This window comes from Stenotrophomonas sp. As-7 (assembly GCF_030291015.1).
GTDB classification, from domain to species: Bacteria; Pseudomonadota; Gammaproteobacteria; order Xanthomonadales; family Xanthomonadaceae; genus Stenotrophomonas; species Stenotrophomonas lactitubi.
The window spans coordinates 765,907-788,030 of record NZ_CP127405.1; the positions used below are offsets into that span (position 1 = coordinate 765,907).

The 22,124-nt window shown below is 66.1% G+C and carries 21 protein-coding genes; 11 read left to right on the forward strand and 10 right to left on the reverse strand.

Annotation, left to right across the window (positions count from 1 at the left end; genetic code table 11):
* Positions 1-42 precede the first annotated feature (42 nt).
* From ftsA to lpxC, 3 genes are all read left to right on the forward strand, one after another.
* Complete coding sequence (ftsA, locus tag QP457_RS03455) at positions 43-1,278, forward strand: cell division protein FtsA (RefSeq protein WP_025876580.1); 1,236 nt, start codon at positions 43-45, stop codon at positions 1,276-1,278.
* Between the two features lie 161 nt (positions 1,279-1,439).
* A complete protein-coding gene (gene ftsZ, locus QP457_RS03460; protein WP_025876577.1) occupies positions 1,440-2,675 on the forward strand; it encodes a cell division protein FtsZ in 1,236 nt (411 codons plus the stop codon).
* A gap of 192 nt (positions 2,676-2,867) precedes the next feature.
* On the forward strand, positions 2,868-3,779 hold the full coding sequence (lpxC, locus tag QP457_RS03465; RefSeq protein WP_025876575.1) for a UDP-3-O-acyl-N-acetylglucosamine deacetylase: 912 nt from the start codon (positions 2,868-2,870) through the stop codon (positions 3,777-3,779).
* Between the two features lie 280 nt (positions 3,780-4,059).
* Here lpxC and QP457_RS03470 read toward each other — a convergent pair whose 3' ends face one another.
* Positions 4,060-4,509, reverse strand: a complete 450-nt coding sequence (locus QP457_RS03470) for a DUF721 domain-containing protein (protein ID WP_162292002.1) — start codon at positions 4,507-4,509, stop codon at positions 4,060-4,062.
* 12 nt (positions 4,510-4,521) lie between these two features.
* Between QP457_RS03470 and QP457_RS03475 the strand changes: the two genes are divergently transcribed.
* From QP457_RS03475 to QP457_RS03485, 3 genes are all read left to right on the forward strand, one after another.
* Positions 4,522-5,475, forward strand: coding sequence for a M23 family metallopeptidase (locus QP457_RS03475; protein WP_099820294.1), 954 nt, complete (start codon positions 4,522-4,524; stop codon positions 5,473-5,475).
* A gap of 264 nt (positions 5,476-5,739) precedes the next feature.
* Positions 5,740-8,457, forward strand: coding sequence for a preprotein translocase subunit SecA (gene secA, locus QP457_RS03480; RefSeq protein ID WP_180166757.1), 2,718 nt, complete (start codon positions 5,740-5,742; stop codon positions 8,455-8,457).
* 96 nt (positions 8,458-8,553) lie between these two features.
* Positions 8,554-9,507, forward strand: coding sequence for a Nudix family hydrolase (locus QP457_RS03485; RefSeq protein ID WP_205406053.1), 954 nt, complete (start codon positions 8,554-8,556; stop codon positions 9,505-9,507).
* A 132-nt stretch (positions 9,508-9,639) separates the two neighbouring features.
* Here QP457_RS03485 and QP457_RS03490 read toward each other — a convergent pair whose 3' ends face one another.
* Positions 9,640-10,218: a DUF4124 domain-containing protein gene (locus QP457_RS03490; RefSeq protein WP_205406054.1), complete on the reverse strand. Its 579-nt coding sequence runs from the start codon at positions 10,216-10,218 to the stop codon at positions 9,640-9,642.
* Between the two features lie 41 nt (positions 10,219-10,259).
* Positions 10,260-11,087, reverse strand: a complete 828-nt coding sequence (metF, locus tag QP457_RS03495) for a methylenetetrahydrofolate reductase [NAD(P)H] (RefSeq protein WP_089238795.1) — start codon at positions 11,085-11,087, stop codon at positions 10,260-10,262.
* Between the two features lie 203 nt (positions 11,088-11,290).
* Between metF and QP457_RS03500 the strand changes: the two genes are divergently transcribed.
* Genes QP457_RS03500 through QP457_RS03510 form a run of 3 tightly spaced genes read left to right on the forward strand, consistent with a single transcriptional unit; the run spans position 11,291 to position 14,041 of the window.
* Entirely contained in the window at positions 11,291-12,226 is a 936-nt protein-coding gene (locus QP457_RS03500) for an alpha/beta hydrolase (RefSeq protein WP_205406055.1), read from the forward strand.
* Between the two features lie 37 nt (positions 12,227-12,263).
* Positions 12,264-13,313: a histidine kinase gene (locus QP457_RS03505; RefSeq protein WP_205406104.1), complete on the forward strand. Its 1,050-nt coding sequence runs from the start codon at positions 12,264-12,266 to the stop codon at positions 13,311-13,313.
* Positions 13,310-14,041 carry a LytTR family DNA-binding domain-containing protein gene (locus QP457_RS03510; RefSeq protein WP_205406056.1) on the forward strand — a complete coding sequence of 244 codons (732 nt, stop codon included), beginning with the start codon at positions 13,310-13,312 and terminating at the stop codon, positions 14,039-14,041. Before QP457_RS03505 ends, QP457_RS03510 begins: the two co-directional genes overlap by 4 nt.
* 21 nt (positions 14,042-14,062) lie before the next feature.
* Here the strand turns inward: QP457_RS03510 and QP457_RS03515 are convergent, their stop codons facing one another.
* Genes QP457_RS03515 through QP457_RS03525 form a run of 3 tightly spaced genes read right to left on the reverse strand, consistent with a single transcriptional unit; the run spans position 14,063 to position 17,165 of the window.
* On the reverse strand, positions 14,063-15,352 hold the full coding sequence (locus tag QP457_RS03515) for a HAMP domain-containing sensor histidine kinase (protein WP_205406057.1): 1,290 nt from the start codon (positions 15,350-15,352) through the stop codon (positions 14,063-14,065).
* Positions 15,349-16,023 carry a response regulator transcription factor gene (locus QP457_RS03520; RefSeq protein ID WP_205406105.1) on the reverse strand — a complete coding sequence of 225 codons (675 nt, stop codon included), beginning with the start codon at positions 16,021-16,023 and terminating at the stop codon, positions 15,349-15,351. Before QP457_RS03520 ends, QP457_RS03515 begins: the two co-directional genes overlap by 4 nt.
* A 17-nt stretch (positions 16,024-16,040) precedes the next feature.
* A complete protein-coding gene (locus QP457_RS03525; RefSeq protein WP_205406058.1) occupies positions 16,041-17,165 on the reverse strand; it encodes a type 1 glutamine amidotransferase domain-containing protein in 1,125 nt (374 codons plus the stop codon).
* A gap of 105 nt (positions 17,166-17,270) precedes the next feature.
* Between QP457_RS03525 and QP457_RS03530 the strand changes: the two genes are divergently transcribed.
* Together QP457_RS03530 and QP457_RS03535 are read left to right on the forward strand one after the other, a co-directional pair.
* Positions 17,271-17,828, forward strand: coding sequence for a DUF3228 family protein (locus QP457_RS03530; protein ID WP_205406059.1), 558 nt, complete (start codon positions 17,271-17,273; stop codon positions 17,826-17,828).
* Positions 17,829-17,966: 138 nt separating this feature from the next.
* A complete protein-coding gene (locus QP457_RS03535; RefSeq protein ID WP_205406060.1) occupies positions 17,967-18,593 on the forward strand; it encodes a TonB family protein in 627 nt (208 codons plus the stop codon).
* 91 nt (positions 18,594-18,684) lie between these two features.
* Here the strand turns inward: QP457_RS03535 and QP457_RS03540 are convergent, their stop codons facing one another.
* From QP457_RS03540 to QP457_RS03555, 4 genes are all read right to left on the reverse strand, one after another.
* Positions 18,685-19,179, reverse strand: a complete 495-nt coding sequence (locus tag QP457_RS03540) for a hypothetical protein (protein ID WP_205406061.1) — start codon at positions 19,177-19,179, stop codon at positions 18,685-18,687.
* The gene (ybaK, locus tag QP457_RS03545) at positions 19,179-19,652 is read right to left on the reverse strand and encodes a Cys-tRNA(Pro) deacylase (protein ID WP_205406062.1); all 474 of its coding nucleotides are present in this window, start codon (positions 19,650-19,652) and stop codon (positions 19,179-19,181) included. The genes QP457_RS03540 and ybaK overlap by 1 nt, the downstream gene beginning before the upstream one ends.
* 171 nt (positions 19,653-19,823) lie before the next feature.
* Complete coding sequence (locus tag QP457_RS03550; RefSeq protein WP_205406063.1) at positions 19,824-21,194, reverse strand: peptidoglycan-binding domain-containing protein; 1,371 nt, start codon at positions 21,192-21,194, stop codon at positions 19,824-19,826.
* Between the two features lie 50 nt (positions 21,195-21,244).
* Positions 21,245-22,012 carry a lysozyme inhibitor LprI family protein gene (locus QP457_RS03555; RefSeq protein ID WP_240196676.1) on the reverse strand — a complete coding sequence of 256 codons (768 nt, stop codon included), beginning with the start codon at positions 22,010-22,012 and terminating at the stop codon, positions 21,245-21,247.
* Positions 22,013-22,124 lie beyond the last annotated feature (112 nt).

The window sequence follows — 22,124 nt, forward strand, 5'->3', positions numbered from 1 at the left end:
CAATGCACCGGGCACCCCGGCAAGAAGGACGCAGGAAAGAACATGAATCGCAAGGGTGACAAATCGCTGATCGTCGGCCTGGATATCGGCACCTCCAAGGTGGTGGCGCTGGTGGGCGAGTATTCGCCGGGCAACCCGATCGAAGTGATCGGCATCGGCTCCCATGAGTCGCGCGGCCTCAAGCGCGGCGTGGTGGTGGATATCGAATCGACCGTGCAGTCGATCCAGCGCGCGGTTGAAGAAGCCGAGCTGATGGCCGGCTGCGAGATCCGCTCGGTGTATGCCTCCATCTCCGGCAATCACGTGCAGTGCAAGAACTCGCCCGGCATCGTGCCGATCCGCGACGGCGAAGTGACCTGGGGCGACCTGGATCGCGTGCTCGATGCGGCCAAGGCGGTGGCGATTCCGGCCGACCAGAAGATCCTGCATGCGATCCCGCGCGAGTACGTGCTGGACGATTCGCAGGAAGGCATCCGCAACCCCGTCGGCATGACCGGCGTGCGCCTGGAAGTGCATGCGCACCTGGTGGTGTGCGCGCAGTCGGCCGCCGCCAACATCAGCAAGTGCGTGCAGCGCTGCGGCCTGCAGGTGGACGACCTGGTGCTGTCTTCGCTGGCCTCCAGCGTGGCGGTGCTGACCGCCGACGAGCGCGAGCTGGGCGTGGTGCTGGTCGACATGGGCGCCGGCACCACTGATATCGCGGTGTTCGTGCAGGGTGCGATCTGCCACACCGCCTCGCTGCCGATCGCCGGCGACCACGTGACCAACGACATCGCGCACATGCTGCGCACGCCGACCCCGGAAGCCGAGCAGATCAAGGTGCGCTACGCGTGTGCCCTGGCCCAGCTGGCCACCGCCGAGGAAAGCATCCAGGTGCCGTCGGTCGGTGATCGTCCGCCGCGCCGCATGCCGCGCCACGCGCTGGCGCAGGCCGTGCAGGGCCGCTACGAAGAAATCTTCGAAATGGTGCAGGCCGAACTGCGCCGCTCCGGCTTCGAGGAACTGGTGCGCGCCGGCATGGTGCTGACCGGTGGTGCCTCGAAGATGGAAGGCGTGGTCGAACTGGCCGAGGAAATGCTGCAGATGCCGGTGCGCGTGGGCATCCCGCAGCACGTCACCGGGCTGGGCGAAGTGGTGGGCAACCCGGTGCACGCCACCGGCGTGGGCCTGCTGCTGATGGGCAGCCAGATCGAGCATCCGCGCCGGCCGTCGCTGCCGACCGGTCGCGCTGGAAGCATGTTCAAGAAACTCAAGACCTGGTTCCGCGGCGAATTCTGACGCGGAACCTGCACTACCCGGGCTCGCCCGGCTGCAACACCGGCAATACGACGCAACACCGGCAACACATAACCCACACAGCCGCAACGACGGCATGCAGCACGAAGGCAGGACGCCCGAATGCCCATGCAATCGAAAGCGGATACAACGAGGACACGGACATGGCGCATTTTGAACTGATCGAAAAGATGGCACCCAATGCGGTGATCAAGGTTGTTGGCGTGGGCGGCGGCGGCGGCAATGCCGTGGCGCACATGGTCAACTCGGCAGTGGACGGCGTGGAGTTCATCACCGCCAACACCGACTCGCAGGCCATCAAGAATTGTGGTGCCAAGCTGCAGCTGCAGCTGGGTACCAATGTCACCAAGGGCCTGGGCGCAGGCGCGAATCCGGAAGTCGGCCGCCAGGCTGCGCTGGAAGACCGTGAGCGCATCATGGACGCGCTGCAGGGTGCGGACATGGTGTTCATCACCGCTGGCATGGGCGGTGGCACCGGTACCGGCGCTGCGCCGGTGGTGGCACAGCTGGCCAAGGAAATGGGCATCCTGACCGTGGCCGTGGTCACCAAGCCGTTCCCGTTCGAAGGCCGTCGCCGCATGCAGGTCGCGCTGAAGGGCATCGAAGAACTGAGCCAGCACTGCGACTCGCTGATCACCATCCCCAACGAGAAGCTGATCACCGTGCTGGGTCGCAACGCGACCATGATCCAGGCCTTCCGTGCCGCCAACGACGTGCTGCAGGGCGCCGTGCAGGGCATCGCCGACCTGATCGTGCGTCCGGGCCTGATCAACGTCGACTTCGCCGACGTGCGCACCGTCATGTCCGAAATGGGCCTGGCGATGATGGGTACCGGTACCGCCCGCGGCGATGACCGCGCGCAGGCCGCGGCCGAGTCGGCCATCCAGAACCCGCTGCTGGACGATGTGAACCTGGCCGGTGCCAACGGCATCCTGGTCAACATCACCGCCGGTGCCGACTTCACCATGGCCGAGTTCGACGAGATCGGCCGCACCATCGACGGCTTCGCTTCGGAAGACGCGACCGTGGTGGTGGGTACCGTGCTCGATCCGGACATGCAGGACGAAGTGCGCGTGACCGTGGTCGCCACGGGTCTGAACCGCGTCTCGGCCAGCAAGACCCAGCGTCCGGGCGAGCGTGCACCGATCAAGCTGGTCCGCAACGCCACCACCGGCCAGCCGGAGTTCGGCGAGTTCGACAACGGCGGCGATGCGGTGTCCAAGGCCGTCGGTGGCATGGGCCTGGGCCTGCGTCGGGCCAGCAGCGACAGCGTGGCGGCTTCCACCCCGTCGGCTCCGGCCTCCTCGGCCCCGGCTGCTGCGGAACTGCCGAACGATTACCTGGACATCCCGGCGTTCCTGCGCCGCCAGGCGGACTGATCGACGCTGCCCGGGGCTTGTCCCCCCCGGGTTGCGCCACCATGTCCTGAAAACGCGGGCGCCGGGCCAGGATGGGCCCGGCCGCCCTGCTTCACGCGCGTCCTACCGGCGCGCCGGTGTGTCCTGCCGGCGTTTCAGCCGGGGTAGGGGACCCTGCGTGTTAATCTAATGTGTCACTTCCGGTCGTCCCCCATGATCCAGCAACGCACCCTCAAGAACACGATCCGCGCCACCGGCGTAGGCCTGCACAGCGGTGACAAGGTCTACATGACCCTGCGTCCGGCGCCGGTCAACCATGGCATCGTGTTCCGGCGCGTGGACCTGGACCCGGTGGTGGAAGTACCTGCGAAGGCCGAACTGGTCACCGAAGTGACCCTGTGCACGGGCCTGACCTGCAACGACGCCAAGATCCAGACCGTCGAACACCTGATGTCGGCCCTGGCCGGCCTGGGTGTGGACAACATCATCGTCGAACTGTCCTCGGCCGAGCTGCCGATCATGGACGGTTCGTCCGGTCCGTTCGTGTTCCTGCTGCAGTCGGCAGGCATCGTGGAACAGGATGCGCCCAAGCGCTTCATCCGCGTGCTGAAGACCGTGGAAGTGACCGAGGGCGACAAGATGGCCCGCTTTACCCCGTACGAGGGGTACAAGCTGGGCTTCACCATCCAGTTCGACCACCCGATGATCCCGGCCAAGCAGTCGCGCCAGGAAATCGAGTTCTCGACGATGGCCTACACCAAGGAAATCTCCCGCGCGCGCACCTTCGGCTTCATGCGCGATCTGGAATACATGCGCGAGCGCAATCTCGGCCTCGGCGGTTCGATGGACAACGCCATCGTGCTCGATGAGTTCCGCGTGCTCAACGAAGACGGCCTGCGCTACGCCGACGAATTCGTGCGCCACAAGATCCTCGATGCGATCGGCGACCTCTATCTGGCCGGCGGCCAGGTGCTGGGCGCCTACGAGGGCTTCAAGTCCGGCCACGCGCTCAACAACAAGCTGGTGCGGGCGCTGATGGCCGATGCCACTGCCTGGGAATGGGTCACCTACGACTCGCCGGCGGTGCCGGACCCGGTGGTGTACGCCACGCCGGCCTATGCCTGATTTTGCAAGTTGTTGAATTTTAATGCAAAAACGCCGCCTTCCAGGGCGGCGTTTGCGTTTCCGACGTTCCGTGAGGCGCTGGCGCAGCCGGTGACGCGACGGCCGGGCCGAAGTCACGGTTTTGTGAACCTGTTGGATCGGAAGCCTGAATTTAACGTTGTTTTAACAACAATCTAACGACTGCCCCACCGGGGCCAGCTAGGATGCGACCCGGCCCCCGAAATGTTTCACGCTGCGGTGACACGCGCGACGGGGAGTGGAGCAGGACGCTCCGCTGCTTTCAGGTTTCCCGCTTCGGTTTCGAAGGAAGGTCCTGCAGAGCTGCCAAGGCGTCGCGTAGCCCTTTGTGCGTGGCGGCTGAAACTGCGTGGGGTCCATTCCGGTTGTCGAGCGCTGGGGAGCGCGTGGGAGTGGGAGACGCAGTCTTGACGGTCACCTTGGTGGCCTTCAGCCCGATGGACCGGGCCGCGTCGAGCAACTGGGCTTCGGCAAGCCGCAACTTGGCATGCCAGACCGGGGACTCGACGAGAAAAACGAGGTGTTCCCCGTCCACATTGGCCAGCCGGCAACGGCTGCGCAGAGGTGGCGGCAACTGGGGGCGCAACTGACGGTCCAGCGCGTCGAGCCATAGGGCACGCCGCAGCGGGTTCCCGCTTTTGTCCGCCATCACTACATCCAGGGCCGGTTTCGGTCTGGATGCGGGACGAACGCTGGATTTCGGCTCAGACATGAAAACTCACTGATGGCATTCAAAAAGATCGTAATCAAAACGCGTGAAGGACAGGCCAAATCGGCGCTCACGCGTTTGCGGTTCTACTTCGAGGACCGCCCCCGAGCCCTGCTGGGCAGCGTGCTCGGCGCAGGTTGCATTATCGGCCTTGCCGGCGGCATTGGCGCCAGTGCGCTCAATGATTCGCGCCTGCAGGCCAAGGTCGACCGCCAGGAGGCCGAGCTGGCCAAGGTCCAGCGCGATGCGCAGACCCAGGTCAACGCGCTGGCCGCCCGCCTCGGCGAGCTGCAGGCACAGGCCACCCGCCTGAACGCCCTGGGCGAGCGGCTGACCCAGATGGGCAAGCTGGAAGACGGCGAATTTGACTTCAACGAGACCCCCGGCCTCGGTGACGGCGATGCCGGCGGCCCGACCGCCGACATCCCGGTGAAGGACGTCAACGCCGACTTACAGGTGCTGGAGCAGCGCTTCGCTGCTTCAGGCCGCCAGTTGTCGGTGATGGAATCGCTGATGTTCGACCACCAGCTGCAGCAGAACGCCGTGCCCTCGCGCATGCCGATCCGCAACAGCTATGTCACTTCCGGCTTCGGTACCCGCGCTGACCCGTTCGGTCGCGGTGCTGCCACCCACAAGGGCATGGACTTCCACGCCCGCGTCGGTGACCCGGTGATGGCCGTGGCCGATGGCGTGGTCAGCTTCTCCGGGGTCAAGGGCGGCTACGGCAACGTGGTCGACGTCGACCACGGCAATGGCTACGTCACCCGCTACGCGCACAATTCGCGCCTGGTGGTGAAGGTCGGCGACCTCGTCCGCGCTGGCCAGGAAGTGGCCAAGGCCGGTTCCACCGGTCGTTCGACCGGCGCCCACGTGCACTTCGAGGTGTGGGAGAACGGCAACGTGGTCAACCCGCGCAAGTTCCTCGGCGATGGCGGCAATACCCCGGTCGGCCGCATCACCCGCGGTTGATTGCGACGCCGGGCATGGCCCGGCGCTACCGGCGCGCCGTCGGATCCCGGCGGTAGCGCGGGGCCATGCCCCGCGAGCGCGAAGCGCGGCCGCCAGGACCCCGGTCCCGGCCGCCTGGACGACCGCAAAGGGTTGAAACCCCTGCCGCCCATCCCAAGCTACAATGGGTGTTGCCATCGACAGGGCGCCAGGCGCCCTGTTTCGTTTGCGGCGGACGGATCCTCCCGGAGCCGTGCGGCATTCCCATCCAACCCGGTTCCTTCAATGATCAACAGCCTGCTTACCCGCGTATTTGGCAGTCGTAATGAACGACAGCTGCGCCAGCTCAACCGCATCGTCGCCAAGATCAATGCGCTGGAGCCGGAGATCGAGAAGCTTTCCGACGAGCAGCTGCAGGCCAAGACGCCGGAGTTCAAGCAGCGCATCGCCGGTGGTGAAGCCCTGGACAAGGTGTTGCCGGAAGCCTTCGCGGTCTGCCGCGAGGCCGGTCGCCGCGTGCTGGGCATGCGCCACTACGACGTGCAGCTGATCGGCGGCATGGTGCTTCACCTGGGCAAGATCGCAGAAATGCGCACCGGTGAAGGCAAGACCCTGGTGGCAACCCTGCCGGTGTACCTCAACGCGCTGGAAGGCAAGGGCGTGCACGTGGTCACCGTGAACGACTACCTGGCCCGCCGCGATGCCGCGCAGATGGGCAAGCTGTACAACTGGCTGGGCCTGAGCGTGGGCGTGGTCTACCCGGGCATGCCGCACAGCGACAAGCGTGAAGCCTATGGTTCGGACATCACCTACGGCACCAACAACGAATTCGGTTTCGACTACCTGCGCGACAACATGGCGCTGTCCAAGGCCGACCGCTACCAGCGCGGCCTGCACTACGCCATCGTCGACGAAGTCGACTCCATCCTGATCGACGAAGCGCGTACCCCGCTGATCATTTCCGGCCCAGCCGACGATTCCCCGGAGCTGTACATCCGCGTCAACCGCATCGTGCCGAACCTGGTCAAGCAGGAAGCGGAAGACGGTGAGGGCGACTTCTGGGTCGATGAGAAGGGCAAGCAGGTGCACCTGTCCGAAGCGGGCATGGAGCACGCCGAGCAGCTGCTGGTCGACGCCGGCATCCTCGATGCCGAGACCGAAGGCCTGTACGCGGCGCAGAACCTGACCGTGGTCCACCACCTCAACGCCGCCCTGCGCGCGCACGCCATCTACCAGCGTGATGTGGACTACATCGTGCGCGATGGCGAAGTGGTCATCGTCGACGAATTCACCGGCCGTACCCTGGCTGGCCGCCGCTGGTCCGATGGCCTGCACCAGGCGGTGGAAGCGAAGGAAGGGGTGCCGGTCCAGCGCGAGAACCAGACGCTGGCCAGCATCACCTTCCAGAACCTGTTCCGCATGTACAAGAAGCTGTCCGGCATGACCGGTACGGCCGATACCGAAGCGTTCGAATTCCAGAGCATCTACGGCCTGGAAGTGGTGGTGATCCCGACCAACCGTCCGACCATCCGCAAGGACAGCCCGGACCAGGTGTTCCTCAACCGCAAGGGCAAGTTCAATGCGGTGCTGGCCGACATCGAAGAATGCGCCAAGCGCGGCCAGCCGGTGCTGGTGGGTACCACCTCGATCGAAACCTCGGAAATGCTGTCCGAGCACCTGCGCAAGGCGGGTGTGAAGCACGAAGTGCTCAACGCCAAGCAGCATGACCGCGAAGCGACCATCGTCGCCAACGCTGGTCGTCCGGCCGCCGTGACCATCGCCACCAACATGGCCGGTCGTGGTACCGACATCGTGCTGGGTGGTTCGCTGGAAGCGGAAATCCACGAGCTGGGCGAAGGCGCGACCGACGAGCAGAAGGCCGCGATCAAGGCCGAGTGGCAGAAGCGCCATGACGCGGTCAAGGCGGCGGGCGGCCTGCACATCGTTGGTACCGAGCGCCACGAATCGCGTCGTATCGACAACCAGCTGCGTGGCCGTTCGGGCCGCCAGGGTGACCCGGGTTCGTCCCGTTTCTACCTGTCGCTGGAAGACAACCTGATGCGCATCTTCGCCTCCGACTGGGTGCAGAAGGCCATGCGCATGATGGGCATGAAGGAAGACGACGTCATCGAGGACCGCCTTGTCAGCCGCCAGATTGAAAAGGCGCAGCGCAAGGTCGAGGCCCATAACTTCGACATCCGCAAGAACCTGCTGGATTTCGACGACGTCAACAACGACCAGCGCAAGGTGATCTACGCCCAGCGCGATGAACTGCTTGACGCTGAGTCGGTGAAGGACAACGTCGATGGCATCCGCGACGACGTGATCTTCGACATCGTCGCCCGCTTCGTGCCGCCGAACTCGGTGGACGAGCAGTGGGACCTGCGTGGCCTGGAAGCCACCCTGCAGTCGGACTTCGGCGTGGACATGTCGCTGACCGATCTGGTCAAGTCGCACGAGGAACTGGACGCCGAAGGCATCACCGCCAAGGTGCAGGAACGCATCAACCAGCACTTCGCCGAGAAGGAAGCGGGTGTGGGCGAAGAGACCATGCGCGCGCTGGAGAAGCACGTGATGCTGACCGTGCTCGACCAGAGCTGGAAGGAGCATCTGGCACGCATGGATTACCTGCGCCAGGGCATCTACCTGCGTGGTTACGCGCAGAAGCAGCCGAAGCAGGAATACAAGAAGGAAGCCTTCGAGCTGTTCTCGGACATGCTGGAGAACGTCAAGCGCGAAGTGGTGACCCTGCTGGCCCGCGTGCGCATCCGCAGCGACGAGGAAGTGCAGGCACTGGAAGCGGCCGAGCGCCAGCAGGTGGAAGCCCGCCTGAAGCAGTCGCAGTTCCAGCACCAGGACGCAGGCGGCTACAGCGCCGACGAGGAAGCGGCGCAGGTCGAGGCCGCCCAGCTGCAGCGTGACGAGCCGAAGATCGGTCGCAACGATCCGTGCCCTTGCGGCAGCGGCAAGAAGTACAAGCACTGCCACGGCCAGCTGAGCTGACCCCCGGAGAGCCCCGCGAAAGCGGGGCTTTCCTGTTATGGGCCTTGAAGCGTTCGGCGATTGCGCCGGTGCCCCGGTTTTCGGCATGCTCCCCCCATGCCTTCCCCGAAACGATCGATCCACGTCGTAGCCGCCGTCATCACCGACGCCCGCGGCCGCATCCTGCTCAACCGCCGTACCGAAAGCCGCGACATGGCCGGCCTCTGGGAATTCCCGGGCGGCAAGCGCGAGCCCGGTGAGACCTCCGAACAGGCGCTGGCGCGTGAACTGCATGAGGAGCTGGGCATCGAGGCCGAGGTGGGCGAGTGGATCATGGACGTGCCGCAGCGCTACCCGGACAAGGACCTGATCCTGGAGGTGCGGCACGTACGCAGCTGGAAGGGCAGCCCGCGTGGACGCGAGGGCCAGGCCATCACCTGGGTGGCGCCGGACAAGCTGGCCCGCTATTCCATGCCGCCGGCCGACCTGCCGGTGGTGGCTGTGCTGCGGCAGCCGGACTGCTACCTGATCACCCCAGCGCCGGACACGGATGAGGGTGCCCTGCAGCGTTGGCTCGGCCAGCTGCAGCAGGCGGTCGCTTCGGGGCAGCAACGCATCCAGCTGCGCCTGCCCGCCGAGCATCCGCAGCGGCAGGGCATGATCGAGCAGGCTGTGCGCACGCATCGGCGCGGCGTGCAGTGGCTGCTCAACCGCGATATCGAGCTGGCACGCACCCTCGGCGTCGGCGTGCACCTGGGCAGCGAGCAGCTGCAGTCACTGCAGGAACGGCCGCTGCCGGCCGGGCAACTGGTGGCCGCCTCCTGCCACGATCTTGAACAGCTGTTGGCGGCACAGCGGCTCGGCTGCGATTTCGCGGTCCTGGGGCCGGTGCAGGCTACTGCGAGCCATCCCGATGCAGTGCCGTTGGGGTGGGAAGCCTTCGCCGCGATGCGCGCGCAGGTCTCGCTGCCGATCTACGCACTCGGCGGCATGACGCCGCAGCACGTGGCCGAGGCACGGCGTCATGGCGGGCAGGGCATCGCGGCCATCCGCGGCCTGTGGCCGGCCTGATGCCCTGCACGGGTACCGATCCGACGCCATACAGGGACGAGTAGATCCACGCCATGCGTGGATGAGCAGACCCCCGCCGCGCAGGGACCAGTAGATCCACGCCATGCGTGGATGGCGGTTCCGCAGCACCGCTCACAACGTAATCCAGAAACACCCATATTGCCGCCGCAGCCCAAGCACGGTCGCCGCGCGCGTGGCGCTGCCCGGCAGGGTCTGCTCCAACCGCAACCCGACCGGATGGCGCCGCGCCGTCGGTTCCGATTCCAATTCCGGTACCTGCGCAGCAGTGCCCGCGCCTTCATCCAGATCCTGCCGCGGATACACCGGCACCACATCCACCAGTGGCCGCCGCACCACCGATTCCAGCTGGCCAAGAATCCGCTGTGCGCCCGCATCGGACACCGCGCCCCACAGGTACAGCGAAGAGAGCCGGTTCACATCACCGATGGCGACCGCCGTGTGCAACGCCTGCACCAGTTCACTCAGCCGACGTGGGCAGCTGCTGCCGAGGCTGTCGCGCTGCAGGGTGTTGCCGGAAGGCGCCGGCGGCGGACGCCGGGACTGCGCACCCAGGCTGTCGCAGGGGCGGTCGGTGTAGACACTTTGTCCCTGCGGATCGGTGCAGCGATTCAAGCGCGTGGGTTGCGCCTGTGCGACGGCGCAGACGCCGGGCAGCAGCAGGAGCAGCAACAGGGAGAGGACGAGCTTCATCGACGCAGCGTAGCGCCGATTGCGATAACGCAGCGTACTTTTCAGCCGCGCAGCAACGTCAGTACCGAGACCGTCGGCTTGGCCAGGTTCAACGTGTAGAAATGCAGGCCCGGTGCGCCCCCTTCGATCAGGCGTTGGCACAGCTTGGCTACCACTTCGGCGCCGAAGGCGCGCACCGATTCGGCATCGTCACCGTAGGCCTGCATCTTGCGGCTGATCCAGCGCGGGATTTCCGCACCGCACTGTTCGGAGAAGCGGCGCAGCTGGCTGAAGTTGGAGATCGGCATGATGCCCGGGGTGATCGGCACCTGCACGCCAAGCCGCTGCACTTCGTCGACGAAGTGGAAGTAGGCATCGGGGTTGAAGAAGTACTGGGTGATGGCCGCATCGGCACCGGCGTCGATCTTGGCCTTGAAGTGCTTCAGGTCGAGCAGTGCGTCCTGTGCCTGCGGGTGCGTTTCCGGATACGCGCCCACTTCGATGCGGAAGGCATCACCGTGTTCGGCGCGGATGAAGGCGATCAGTTCGGAGGCGTAACGCATGTCACCAGGGAAGCCCATGCCCGACGGCAGGTCACCGCGCAGCGCGACCAGGCGCCGGCAGCCGATGGCGCGGTACAGCTTGAGCAGCTCGCGGATCTCCTGGCGGGTGCCGCCCACGCAGGACAGATGCGGGGCCGCCTCGAAGCCGTGGTGCTGGTTGAGATGGCGCACGGTCTCGGAGGTGTAGCTGAGGGTCGAGCCACCGGCGCCGAAGGTACAGGACACGTACTCGGGGGCATACGCCTTCAGCTTGGCCGCGGCACGGTCCAGCTGGGTGCGCTGTTCGTCGGTCTTGGGCGGATAGAACTCGAAGCTGATGGCGGTCATGGCAGGGGCAGCGGCGGCGGGTGCGGATCAGTATATCGCTTCATCAAGATGGATGTGCAATAGGTGCGTGAGATCGGCCGTCCCATGCGGGCGACCGTTCGCCCCGCTGACGGGCCGTTGCTCCGTAATCGCAACCGGGGCACCGGAAGCGGAGCCACGCTGGCCCCATTCCCGGCACCACCCACCTGATGAAGGAGCAGACGATGAAGATCTTCCTGGCGTTCTGGTACGCGATGAAGGCAATGGCGCGGCTGGCGTTGGTCGGCATGGCGATGGCGGTGCTTGGCTCGGGCCCGGCCCATGCCACCGCCGTCGACAAGGCCGCCGTTCCAGGCGCAGTGCAGGTCGAGGTGGTCGGCAAGGGGCGTCCATTGCTGATGATTCCCGGCCTGAACAGCAGTGCCGAGGTCTGGCGCGAGACCTGTCTGGCGCTGAGGGACGTGCAGTGCCATCTGGTGCAGCTGCCGGGTTTTGCCGGTGCGGCGCCTGCCGATCCGCGCCCGGCAGATTTCCTGCCGGCGATGCGCGATGAGCTGCTGGGCTATCTGCAGGCGCAGCACCTGCCGAAGGCTGCCGTGATCGGCCACAGCCTGGGAGGCGTGCTGGCGATGCAGATGGCACTGAAGGCACCCGATGCCGTCGGTCCGCTGGTGATCGTGGATTCGCTGCCGTTCTATGCGGCCGTGATGAACCCGCAGGCCACCGCGCAGAACGTGGGGGTGATGGCCGGGCAACTGCGCGAAGGCCTGCTGGCGGCCGATGAGGCCAGCTTCAATGCACGCAACGACGCGACCGCCAAGGTCCTTACCCGCAGCACGCAGCATCTGCCGGAGCTCCAGCGCTGGGGGCGCGACAGTGATCGCACGAGCATGGCTGATGCGATGTACTCCATGCTGGTGCGCGATCTGCGTGAGGACATCGCCGGTATCCACACGCCGGTGCTGGTGCTGGGCAGCTGGGCCGCTTACCAGTCAATGGGTGGTACGGAAGCCAGTACCCGTGCGCAGTTCCAGGCGCAGTACGCGAAGCTGCCGGGCGTGCAGATCGAGATGAGCGCACAGGGCTACCACTTCCTGATGTGGGATGATCCTCGCTGGCTGCAGGCGCAGCTGCGCCGCTTCCTTGCCGCGCATTCCTGATCGTTGCATGCCCTTCCTTCCACCGCTGAGGCTGCCTTTGGACGCAACCACGCCATCCCGCCGCTTCTGGACCCTCAACGCGCTGGCGTGGGCAGGCTATGCGGCGTACAGCCTGTGGCTGGGGGTGCGTATCGGCGGCGGCACGCTGTTCAGCGGCGTGGTGTTGATTTCCCTCAGCATCGCCGTGTCCCTGTGGTTGTGCAGCGGCGCGCTGCGTTCGGTCGCGCTGCGGCAGCGCTGGTGGGATGGCAGTCTGGGCAGCCTGGTACTGAAGCTGGCCGCTGGCGTGGTGGTCGGCGCCAGCATTGCACAGGGGCTGACGGCGGCCTTGCTGCTGCCGGCACTCACCATGGGCTGGGTCCAGTTGCCCGGTGGACATGCCGACTATCAGCTGTCGTCGGTCGTGCTGTACTGGATGAACACCGCCTTGTTCCTGGTGATGTGGACGGGCCTGTGGGCGGGCCTGCATGGCTTGCGCCGCGCGCGCCACAGCGAGCTGGCGCGGTTGCGCGTGGAGGCGGAGCGCAGCGCCCTGGAGCGCGATGCGTTGCGTGCGCGGCTGAATCCACACTTCATGTTCAACGCATTGAACAATCTGCGCGCGCTGATCCTGGAGGACCCCGAGCGTGCCCGCGACATGGTCACCCGCCTGTCGCGCACGCTGCGCCACGCATTGGCCCACAACCGCAGCGAGCAGGTGACCCTGGCCGAGGAACTGGCGGTGGTCGATGACTATCTGGCCATCGAGGGGATCCACTTCGAACAGCGTCTGCAGGTACGGCGGGAGATCGCCGCAGAAGCTGTGCAGGCACAACTGCCTGCAATGGCACTACAGCTGTTGGTGGAGAACGCGATCAAACATGGCATTGCCAGCCGCGCGGGCGGCGGAGAGGTACATATCCACGCGTCGCTGGAAGATGGCCTGCTGCGCCTGCAGGTGGACAACCCGCTTGGCAACGCCAATGAACCCACCCTTGGCCATGGTGTCGGCCTGGCCTACCTGCGTACGCAACTGGGTACGCGTGGCCGTTTCGCCCTGCAGCCGATCGGCGACCGTATGCAGGCCCTGCTGGAGATTCCGCAATGACGGCCGTGCTGCGTGTGTTGATTGTCGACGATGCACGGCTGGCGCGGCAGGAGCTGCGTACGCTGCTCTCGTCGTTGCCGTGGGTGCAGTGCGTGGGCGAGGCCGACGACGTGCCGGCCGCGCGCGAGGCCATCGCCACGCTGGCACCGGACCTGGTACTGCTGGACGTGCAGATGCCCTCCGGCAGCGGTTTCGATGTACTGGACGGGCTGGAAAGGGTGCCCGCGGTGGTGTTCGTCACTGCCTATGACACCTACGCAGTACGCGCATTCCAGGCCAACGCGCTGGACTACCTGGTCAAGCCGGTGGAAGCCCCGCGCCTGCTGGAGGCGCTGGAGCGTGCCCGCCAGCATGTGCAGCTGAATACCGAAGCTCCAAGCGGTCACGGCGCGTTGGGCGCGCACGACCAGGTGTTCGTGCGGGAAGGCGAGCGCTGCTGGTTCGTGGCCGTTGCCGAGATCCGCCGGTTGGTGGTGGATGGCAACTACACGCGGCTGTGGTTCCGCGACCAGAACGCATTGCTGGCCCGCAGCCTGAGTGCGTTGGAAGCGCGATTGCCGCCGGATCTCTTCTTTCGTGCCAACCGCAACACGCTGGTCAACCTGCGGCGCATCCGTGCGGTCACGCCGAGCATCGGCGATGGTTACGATCTGGCGCTGGATGATGGTAGCGAAGTCGAGGTATCGCGCCGGCAGGCACGGGAGCTGCGCGAGCGGATGGCGCTGTAGGCGGTACCACACGGTTGGCGATCATCCCGGCATCGGCAATCCGCGCAGGATCGCCCGCACGCCAAGGGTGTGTCGTTCGATCCGCAGCTGCAGGCCATGGTGATCGCACAGGCGACGCATGATGTCCAGGCCGAGACCGTTGCCCAGGCTGTCTTCGCCTTTTTCAAAAGGGCGTGGATCGGGCCAGTGACCAAGGGATGCGTCGCTGCCGGTGCTGTTGTACACCGACAGTTCGCCTGCTTCCATGCTGATACGCACATGTCCCAACGGTGTATGGGCGAAGGCATTGCCGATCAGATTGGCCAGCACCACGCGCAGAGCCGGCTCCGGCGCGCAGAGCGCCGCATCGTCGGCCAACGTCATCTGCACCTCCACCGGCCGTGCGCCAAGCAACGGCGCCTGTTCAACGATGACCCGCTCCAGCAGTGGCACCAGACGTACCTGCGCGGCGGGGGGCGCCTCGTCCTCGCGGGCCAGGGCCAGCAGTGCCGCCACCGCCTGCTGAAGCTGCAGCGCGGACAGGCGGATATGCTGCAGGTGCTGCTGCCCGCGCTCGGACAGCCCGGGTTCGTGCAGCAACTGGCCAGCGGCGCTGGAAATCACTGCCAACGGTGTGCGCAGTTCGTGGCTGGCATCGCGGGTGAAGGCGTGTTCGCGGGCAACAAAGGCGGCCACCCGGGCGGACAGCCGGTCCACGGCACGCGCCAGCACACCGATCTCGTCATCGTCGAAGTGAGCAGCCAGGGCGGTGTCTTCCCGTGGCAGCAGTGGCAACGCCTCAACGTGCGCCACGAGCGAATACAGAGGGCGCGTGCCACGGCGCGCAAGCCACACGCCCAGCAGGATCGCCAGCAGCACCATCACCAACGCGGTGCCGGCCAGCAGGGCCACTACTTCATCGCGGATCGGGCGCACCGCCAGTTGAGAGCTGACCTCGGCGATCAGCCAGGCAGGCCGTGACGGCGGTGGCGGATCCATGCGTCGCACGTGGTAGTGCCGGCCCTCCTTGCCGCTGAATTCAGAACGCCACGGCTCCTGGGTGAATGTGGTCTGCAGATCGCTTGGGAACGCGCTCGTGTCCTGATAAAGGCGGATGGCCGCATCACCCGGCGCCCGCCATCGACCCGTAGCTGCATGGACGGCGAGCTGCGCCGTCGCTTCACGGGCCAGCTGTGCATTGAAAACGCTGTCTTCCACGGCGTACATGAAGACCAGCGAATACAGCCCGAACACCGCAGCAATGAAGAGGGTGAAGGACGTAAACGCGACGACCAGGCGGCGGCGCAGGCGCTGGATCGGCCGCCGCTTCATGGCGAAGCCTCCAGCCGGAAGCCGACGCCGTGCACGGTACGCAGCATCTCACCGTCGAATGGCCGGTCCAGTACCTGGCGCAGCAGGTACAGATGCGAGCGCAACGGATCGGAGGGAGGCGCTTCATCTCCCCACAGACGTTGCACCAGTTCGCTGCGGGTGACGGTGCGCGGCCAGGCTTCGGCCAGCGCCAGCAGGATGCGTTGTGGAACCTGCTGAAGCTCCAGCGCTGTGCCCGCGCGCCAGGCCTGGCCACTGCGCCGGTCGATGCTCAACGCACCGATCTGCAGCAGGTTCGGTTGACCCACGCGATGGCGCCGGGCGAGGGCAAGGCAACGGGCCAGCAGCTCTGCGTCGTCGAACGGCTTGACCAGGTAGTCGTCCGCGCCGGCAGCGAACCCCTGCAGCTTGTCGTCGATCGCATCGCGTGCAGTCAGCATCAACACCGGCACATGGCGGTCGCTGCATTCACGCAACCGCTGGCACAAGGTGATGCCGTCGATGCCAGGCAATCCCACATCGAGCAGCAGCACGTCCGGTGGTGTTGCCAGCGCCAGCCGCAGGCCGACCTGGCCGTCGGCGGCGAAGTCGACCTGATGGCCCTGGGCCTGCAGCAGGTCGACGATGGCCGAGGCCAGCGGCAGGTTGTCTTCGATCAACAGCAGGCGCAGGCGCTCGGCGTCCATGATCAGGGCTGCATGCGGGCCAGGAGAGCCTTAGCTTCGTCCAGCTGCGGCTGCTTTTCCAGCAGTGCCAGCAACTGCTCGCGTGCCTGGGTCGTCCTGCCGAGGCGCCAGTGCGCATCGGCGATGGCCACGTCCAGTCGCGGTTCCTGCATGTGCGGGCGGGCCAGTTGCATGATGGCCAGTGCATCGGACACCTGAGTGCCGTCGGCTGCGCTCTGCAGCTGCACGTACCCCAACATGCCGATCAGCTCCACATGGAAATCGGTGCTGCGCTCTGCCAGCTGCCGCGCTGCGCTGTCATCGCGCCGCTGCAGGTGCTGCTCGACCAGGGCCATGCTGCGTTCGTCACGCCAGGGCTCGCGCGCTGCAGGAGTGCGACCGCTGGCGCGCACGAAGGCATCGGCGAGGGCCGCGGTTGAGAACGGGTTCTGCCCGGTCAGCAGCCGGCCATCAACCACCACCTTGGGCATCATCAGCGGTGCCTCCTGCCAGTGTGCCCCCAGTTCGCGCATGCGCGGCTCCAGCTGGAAGCTGAACTCCTTCGCCCAGCGCTTGCCGAACTGGGTTTCCTCTTCCTCGGTGAAACCGGTCATCGTCCGGCCCTGCACAAGCGGGCGTCCATTGTTCAGGCGTACCTCCGCCAACGCGGCGGGGCCGTGGCAGACGGCCGCAACGACGCCGCCCTGTTCCCAGATGCTAGCGATGGTCTTCTGCAGGGCGATATCGCGTGGCAGGTCGAACATCGCGCCCTTGCCGCCGATCACCAGCACGCCCTGGTAATCGGCGGCACGAAGCTGTTCTGTGGGAAGCGTGGCAGCCAGTTTGGCAACGGCCTGCTGATCGGCAAGCAGCGCGGCATTGAATGCTTCGGCGGGGTTGTACTTGTCTGCTTCCACGGCACCGCCGCGGGGGCTTGCCACATCGATGGCAAAGCCGTTGCGCTTGAGGATCAACCAGGCTTGGGCGAACTCGTCCATCTCGAAACCGGGACGGCTCTTGCCCTGGTCGCGGCCCTCGCTGCTGACCACCAGCAGCACGCGCGGCGGCTCTGGGGGAGCGGGGGCCGCAACAGCGGTCAACGGCAGCAGGACCAGCGCCAGCAGGTGGCTCGGGTTGAATCGGAACATGCTCGTCTCTCCTGGGGTGTGCGGCGCAGTCTGCGCGGCAGATGTGAAGCAGACTTCAAGCACGCCGGCGGTTAACCTGAGTCCCTGTTCCCGCATCACATCACCATGTCCATCGTCCTCACCGATTTCGCCCGCCCCCGCCTGTTCCCCCGCGTGCCGCGCGGCAACACCATCCAGGACTGCAGCGCCGAGCAGTTCGAGGCGCATCTGAACGCGCATCCGCCGTTGAAGATGCTCGATGGCTACGCGCCGTTCTGCAAACTGTTCGTGTACGAGAACTGGACCAGCACGCGCTGCCTGACGGTGCCGATCACCGAGGCCAACCGCCACCAGCTGCGCAGCGGCTACGAAGCGCGCAACCGCGAGGAACTGCCGGTGCTGGTGCGCTGGTTCGAGGGCGTGGAATCGCCGCGTGCCAACTACCTGGTGGTGATCCTGTACAGCGCCGAGCAGCTGGCGAAGGAGGGATCGCCGATTGCGGCGGACTGGGGCATCGTCGGCTGCATCTACACCGCCGAACCGGAAGAAGTGCCGATGGCACCGATCACGATGATGCGCAATGCGCTGGGTGTGGAGGAAGGTGGTTCGGGCGTGCCGCTGGACCGCGAGGCGTACCAGCACGCGGTGGCATTCTGGGAGAGCAACGCCAACTGGCGGCCGTGAGAACGCAACGTCGCCAAGCGCAGTGCGAGGCCGCCCGGTAGTGCCACGCCATGCGTGGCATCGACAGCGCGTCGGGATGTGAATTCGCGCCGGATGCCGCGCGATACGATGCAGTCTCCATCACAGCAGGAAGCAATGATGATCAGGACGTGGATGCCGTGGGCGTTGGCACTGGGCGCCTTGCTGGGTTCATTCGACAGTTCGGCCCAGCGTTACAATGCGGCCGCGGCATGCGGTGGATTGACGGACGCGACATCCATCCAGGATGTGGGCGTCACCGCGCTGCAGGCACGTGTCCAGCAAGGGCGCTGCACACTGCACGTGGTGGCTGTTGATGTGGACGCATTGGCGCGCCAGCAACGCATGCTGGAAGCGGTGTCGATGGCCGCATGCAAGGCCGCCGTGGAACCGCAGCCATCTGCGCAGCCGCTCTCTCTGGAGCTGCGTATGCCTGCACGTTGTCCGCTGTCGTCCAAGACCACGTTGTTCCCTGCCGCCAGCGGCAACTGGAAGCCCGGCATTCCGGAATATCCGGCTACGGCTGTCCGTGACGGGTTGCAGGGCAAAGTGCGTCTGAGGGCGCTGGTGAACGAGAACGGCCGGGTTGTTGCAGCGGTAGTACGCGTGTCCAGCGGTCACGCGGTGCTGGACACGGCAGCGGCCAAGGGGGTCCGCTCGTGGACCATGCAACGCGACGTGCAACAGCCTGCACTGCCCGCCATGAGTGTGATGGAAGTGCCGGTGACCTTCGCCCTCAACGAATGATGGATGCGCCTGTTTGGCATCCGTAACCGGAACCGGCGCAACCAGCTTGGCGTAGACCCACCTTCGCGGCGGAGCCACGCCATGCGTGGCTTCAATCATCGGCGACCACGATCCACTCCCACCAAGGGTAGTGGTACTCGCGGTCAGTGGCGTCCCATTGCTGGCTGCAGTTTGTGCAGGCCACTCGATGCCGGTCACCCCAGCCGTCCTCGGCCACGCCCAGTTGCAGCAGCTGCACATGCCCCTGTTCAATCAGACGGCGTGGGTCGAAGAACAGGTAGTCCGGATACAGCGCGCACAGGCAGCCGCTGCGTTCTCGCCAATAGCGCAGGCGGCGCAGTGCGGCTTTCAGGTGCACGTCGTTGCTCACCAGCGCACCGCCGAGCTGCATGCCCTGGCAGGCCTGCTCGATCCGTTCGGCATGTGGCGCCAGTGCATCAAGCGTAGCGGCGCTGAACAACCGAGCCAGGCGGCTGCTGGCGGCATGGATACGACTGGCATCGCGCGACAGCAGATCCTGCAGCAGCACGTCAGCCTGCGGATCATCCAGCCGCGGTGGCGGCGATGCGGACCATGGCCAGCGCATCAACGGGCCCTGCCGATCGCGGCGTAATGGCCGCCGGTCAGGCGCAGCAGGTCGGCCGGTGCCAGCTCCACTTCCAGGCCACGCCGCCCCGCGCTGACGTGCAGGGTTGGCAGCGACCGCGCGCTGTCATCAAGGAAACTGCGGAGGCGCTTCTTCTGCCCCAGCGGACTGATGCCGCCAACCAGATAGCCGGTTGCGCGCTGCGCGGTATCGACGGCGGCCATCTCGCATTTCTTGCAGCCGGCGGCTTCGGCCAGTGCTTTCAGGTCGAGCTGGCCGGCCACCGGCACGATCGCCACGAGCAGTTCGTGGGTTTCGGTGCTGGCCAGCAGGGTCTTGAATACCTGTGCCGGGTCCAGGCCCAGCTTTTCGACAGCCTCGCCGCCGTAGGATTCGGCATGGACGTCGTGCACGTAGCTGTGCACGGTATGGGCGATCTTCTCGCGCTTGAGCAGGTTGATGGCCGGGGTCATGGGGGAATCGTAGCGCGGCCTTTCCCTGCTGACTTGACCGAGACTACTGCTGCATCGGCTGGTGATGCGAACCGGCTTTCCGGCATCCCGGGGCGGGAAGCTCATCACTTCCACGATGCCCTGCGGTAGATGGATCCACGCCATGCGTGGATCCACCCGATCCATCGCAGATCAGCGCGACATCGGCTGCTGCGCTTGTGCCTGTTCCTGCGCCTGCCTTTGTGTCTGTTCGGCGTTCAACGCTTCGCTCTGGCGTGTGCTGGACGGCAGGTCCTGGCCGACCGCCTGCGCAAGGTCGATGTAGGTGCGGTGCGCTGCAGGATCACCCAGTTGGCCCTGCACCGCGAATACGCCCTGTCCATCCGGGCGCGCCACTACGGTGTCCACCTGTGACATGCCGACGACCTTGGACTCGTAGGCGACCTGCCCAGCCGCGTTTTCCAGTTGGTTGCGGTCATGGAACAGCGGCGACAGCCCACCCTGGCTGCGCTGCTGTTCAAGGGCTTCCAGTTTCTCCACCACCTGCTGGTAGCGCGGATTGTCGGCGTGCCCGGGCGTGGCCATGCTCGGTGCTGCTGCGGGCGCCGCAGGTTCGGCCTGCTGTTGACGCTGCTGGCTTGCCGCGTCCAGCGCACCCAGGGTGCCGTTGCCGGCTTTGCCGTCCACCGTCAGCTGATGATCGCGCTGGAACTGCTGCACTGCCTGCAGCGTGCCTGGGCCAAAGTGACCGTCGGCCACCAGCGGTGCACCGTCCTTGCCCGTGTAGCCGAGGTCGGCCAGTTTCTGCTGCATGGCCTGCACTTCATCACCCTTTGCGCCGTTTACCAGCACGCCACTACCAGCCTGCGCACCGGGCGTGGTGGGCGAGCCGTGCGAGGGGGCATGGGTCTGGGCGATGCCCAGCTGGCTCATGGCCGTGTCGAAGCGTTCATCACGGCTGGTCACGGCCGCAGGCGACTGGATGCCGTACTTGGTTGCATCGACGAAAGTCTGTACGTCGGCCCGGGTGGGTGGATCGCCGGCCTGGATGGTACCGCCCTGCAGCTTTTCCGCATTGCCGGACAGATAGTTGATGAACTGCGGGCCCATGCTGCCGAACTGGTTGTCATAGTCGGCCATGGCCAGCTGCAGTTCCGGGTTTGCCACGATGGCATCGGCGGCGGCCGGGTTGGTCGCACGCACCTTGGCGATGGCTTCGTCGACGCGCCCGATGGCGCTGTCCAGCTTGGCGTTGGTGAGCTGATCGATGTTGGCCTGCGGAATGGCCTGCAGCTTGGCGTCGAGCGCAGCCAGCTGCTGCGTGCTCAGCCCCCCCTGCTGGGACAGCAGTTCGATGTCACCATTGGTGAAGCCGTTGTCGCGCAGGAAACGCCTGGCCTGGGGGTTGCCGCCGACGTCGAATTGCACCAGGCCGAACGAGTAGGTGCTGGTGCCTTCCTTGGCGTACGCGAAATGGTCCAGATGGCGGGTGTTGCCGCCCAGCTCGGTGTTGAGGAACAGCGTGGACAGCTGCTCGCGGGTGAGGGTGGAATCCGTTGCCATGATGATCGTCCTTCACTGAGGAAAAAGGAGCCGGGCCTGTCCGGCGGATATCAGCCGGCGCAGTGCTGCTGGGTGAAGCCGAGCAGCTGGCGTGTGGCCTCGGTGCCGTAGGCGGCCGGCGCCGGTTCGATGGCGAACTGGCCGACCATCTGGTTGCTGCACAGCTGCACGCTGCGCTTGCCGCTGGCGGTTTCCTGGGTGCAGTTGGCCGCCAGCTGGGCGTTCTGCCCGCCGCCGATGTTGGTAGCCGCCGTGCAGCCCAGCAGGCGACCTTCCTGGCCGTTTTCACCCAGCAGCGTGTTGAAGGTCGCCAGCTGGCTGTTGGGGTCGCGCAGCACCAGCATGTCCACGCACTGCTGCTGGCCGTCGGGTACTTCGCAGGCGTCCTGGTCGACCAGGCCGTCGCGCGTGGCCGACAGCACCTTGAGGCGGTCGGTAAATACCTGTTGCAGGCAGTGCGCGTCGCTGCACAGATCGCGCGTGTGCTGGATCCAGCGCTGCTGCTCGGCCTGCAGCTTGGCCTTGCCGGCGGTATCGAGGGTCTGGCTTGCGGTGGCTTCGGCCTTGGCCAGCTCGCCTTCCTGCTTCAACAAGGCGGGGTCGTTGCAGATCAGGGCCTGCACCGGCGATGCCGAATCGGCGCAGGCGGTGCTGCTGCCGGCGGCCGCTGCCGCAGCGCTGGCCGCCTTGCCGTCGGTGTTGGCCTGTCCGGTGGCTGCTGCAGGCGTCGTGGCCTGGGCATCGCCGGAAGGCGGGGTGCAGGCGGCCAGCAGGGCCACGCAGCACAGGGTCATCAGGGGCTTGATGGTTCGGGTCATACGTTCACTGCTGCGCTGCATGTCTGTCCTTTGATGTCTGCGTCCTGGCGCATGGCCTGCGGGCGGCGGGGGCATGGGTCGAAAATCGTAGCAAGCGGCTTCTTAGGGCTCT

Excerpts from the sequence above, each read along its gene's own strand:
- lpxC (WP_025876575.1), top strand. The coding sequence starts at position 2,868 with ATGATCCAGCAACGCACCCTCAAGAACACGATCCGCGCCACCGGCGTA.
- ybaK (WP_205406062.1), bottom strand. The coding sequence starts at position 19,652 with ATGACCCCGGCCATCAACCTGCTCAAGCGCGAGAAGATCGCCCATACC.
- ftsA (WP_025876580.1), top strand. The coding sequence starts at position 43 with ATGAATCGCAAGGGTGACAAATCGCTGATCGTCGGCCTGGATATCGGC.
- metF (WP_089238795.1), bottom strand. The coding sequence starts at position 11,087 with ATGACCGCCATCAGCTTCGAGTTCTATCCGCCCAAGACCGACGAACAG.
- QP457_RS03510 (WP_205406056.1), top strand. The coding sequence starts at position 13,310 with ATGACGGCCGTGCTGCGTGTGTTGATTGTCGACGATGCACGGCTGGCG.
- QP457_RS03555 (WP_240196676.1), bottom strand. The coding sequence starts at position 22,012 with ATGACCCGAACCATCAAGCCCCTGATGACCCTGTGCTGCGTGGCCCTG.
- secA (WP_180166757.1), top strand. The coding sequence starts at position 5,740 with ATGATCAACAGCCTGCTTACCCGCGTATTTGGCAGTCGTAATGAACGA.
- QP457_RS03475 (WP_099820294.1), top strand. The coding sequence starts at position 4,522 with ATGGCATTCAAAAAGATCGTAATCAAAACGCGTGAAGGACAGGCCAAA.
- QP457_RS03530 (WP_205406059.1), top strand. The coding sequence starts at position 17,271 with ATGTCCATCGTCCTCACCGATTTCGCCCGCCCCCGCCTGTTCCCCCGC.
- QP457_RS03500 (WP_205406055.1), top strand. The coding sequence starts at position 11,291 with ATGAAGATCTTCCTGGCGTTCTGGTACGCGATGAAGGCAATGGCGCGG.
- QP457_RS03490 (WP_205406054.1), bottom strand. The coding sequence starts at position 10,218 with ATGAAGCTCGTCCTCTCCCTGTTGCTGCTCCTGCTGCTGCCCGGCGTC.
- QP457_RS03525 (WP_205406058.1), bottom strand. The coding sequence starts at position 17,165 with ATGTTCCGATTCAACCCGAGCCACCTGCTGGCGCTGGTCCTGCTGCCG.
- ftsZ (WP_025876577.1), top strand. The coding sequence starts at position 1,440 with ATGGCGCATTTTGAACTGATCGAAAAGATGGCACCCAATGCGGTGATC.
- QP457_RS03485 (WP_205406053.1), top strand. The coding sequence starts at position 8,554 with ATGCCTTCCCCGAAACGATCGATCCACGTCGTAGCCGCCGTCATCACC.
- QP457_RS03535 (WP_205406060.1), top strand. The coding sequence starts at position 17,967 with ATGATCAGGACGTGGATGCCGTGGGCGTTGGCACTGGGCGCCTTGCTG.
- QP457_RS03550 (WP_205406063.1), bottom strand. The coding sequence starts at position 21,194 with ATGGCAACGGATTCCACCCTCACCCGCGAGCAGCTGTCCACGCTGTTC.
- QP457_RS03540 (WP_205406061.1), bottom strand. The coding sequence starts at position 19,179 with ATGCGCTGGCCATGGTCCGCATCGCCGCCACCGCGGCTGGATGATCCG.
- QP457_RS03470 (WP_162292002.1), bottom strand. The coding sequence starts at position 4,509 with ATGTCTGAGCCGAAATCCAGCGTTCGTCCCGCATCCAGACCGAAACCG.
- QP457_RS03515 (WP_205406057.1), bottom strand. The coding sequence starts at position 15,352 with ATGAAGCGGCGGCCGATCCAGCGCCTGCGCCGCCGCCTGGTCGTCGCG.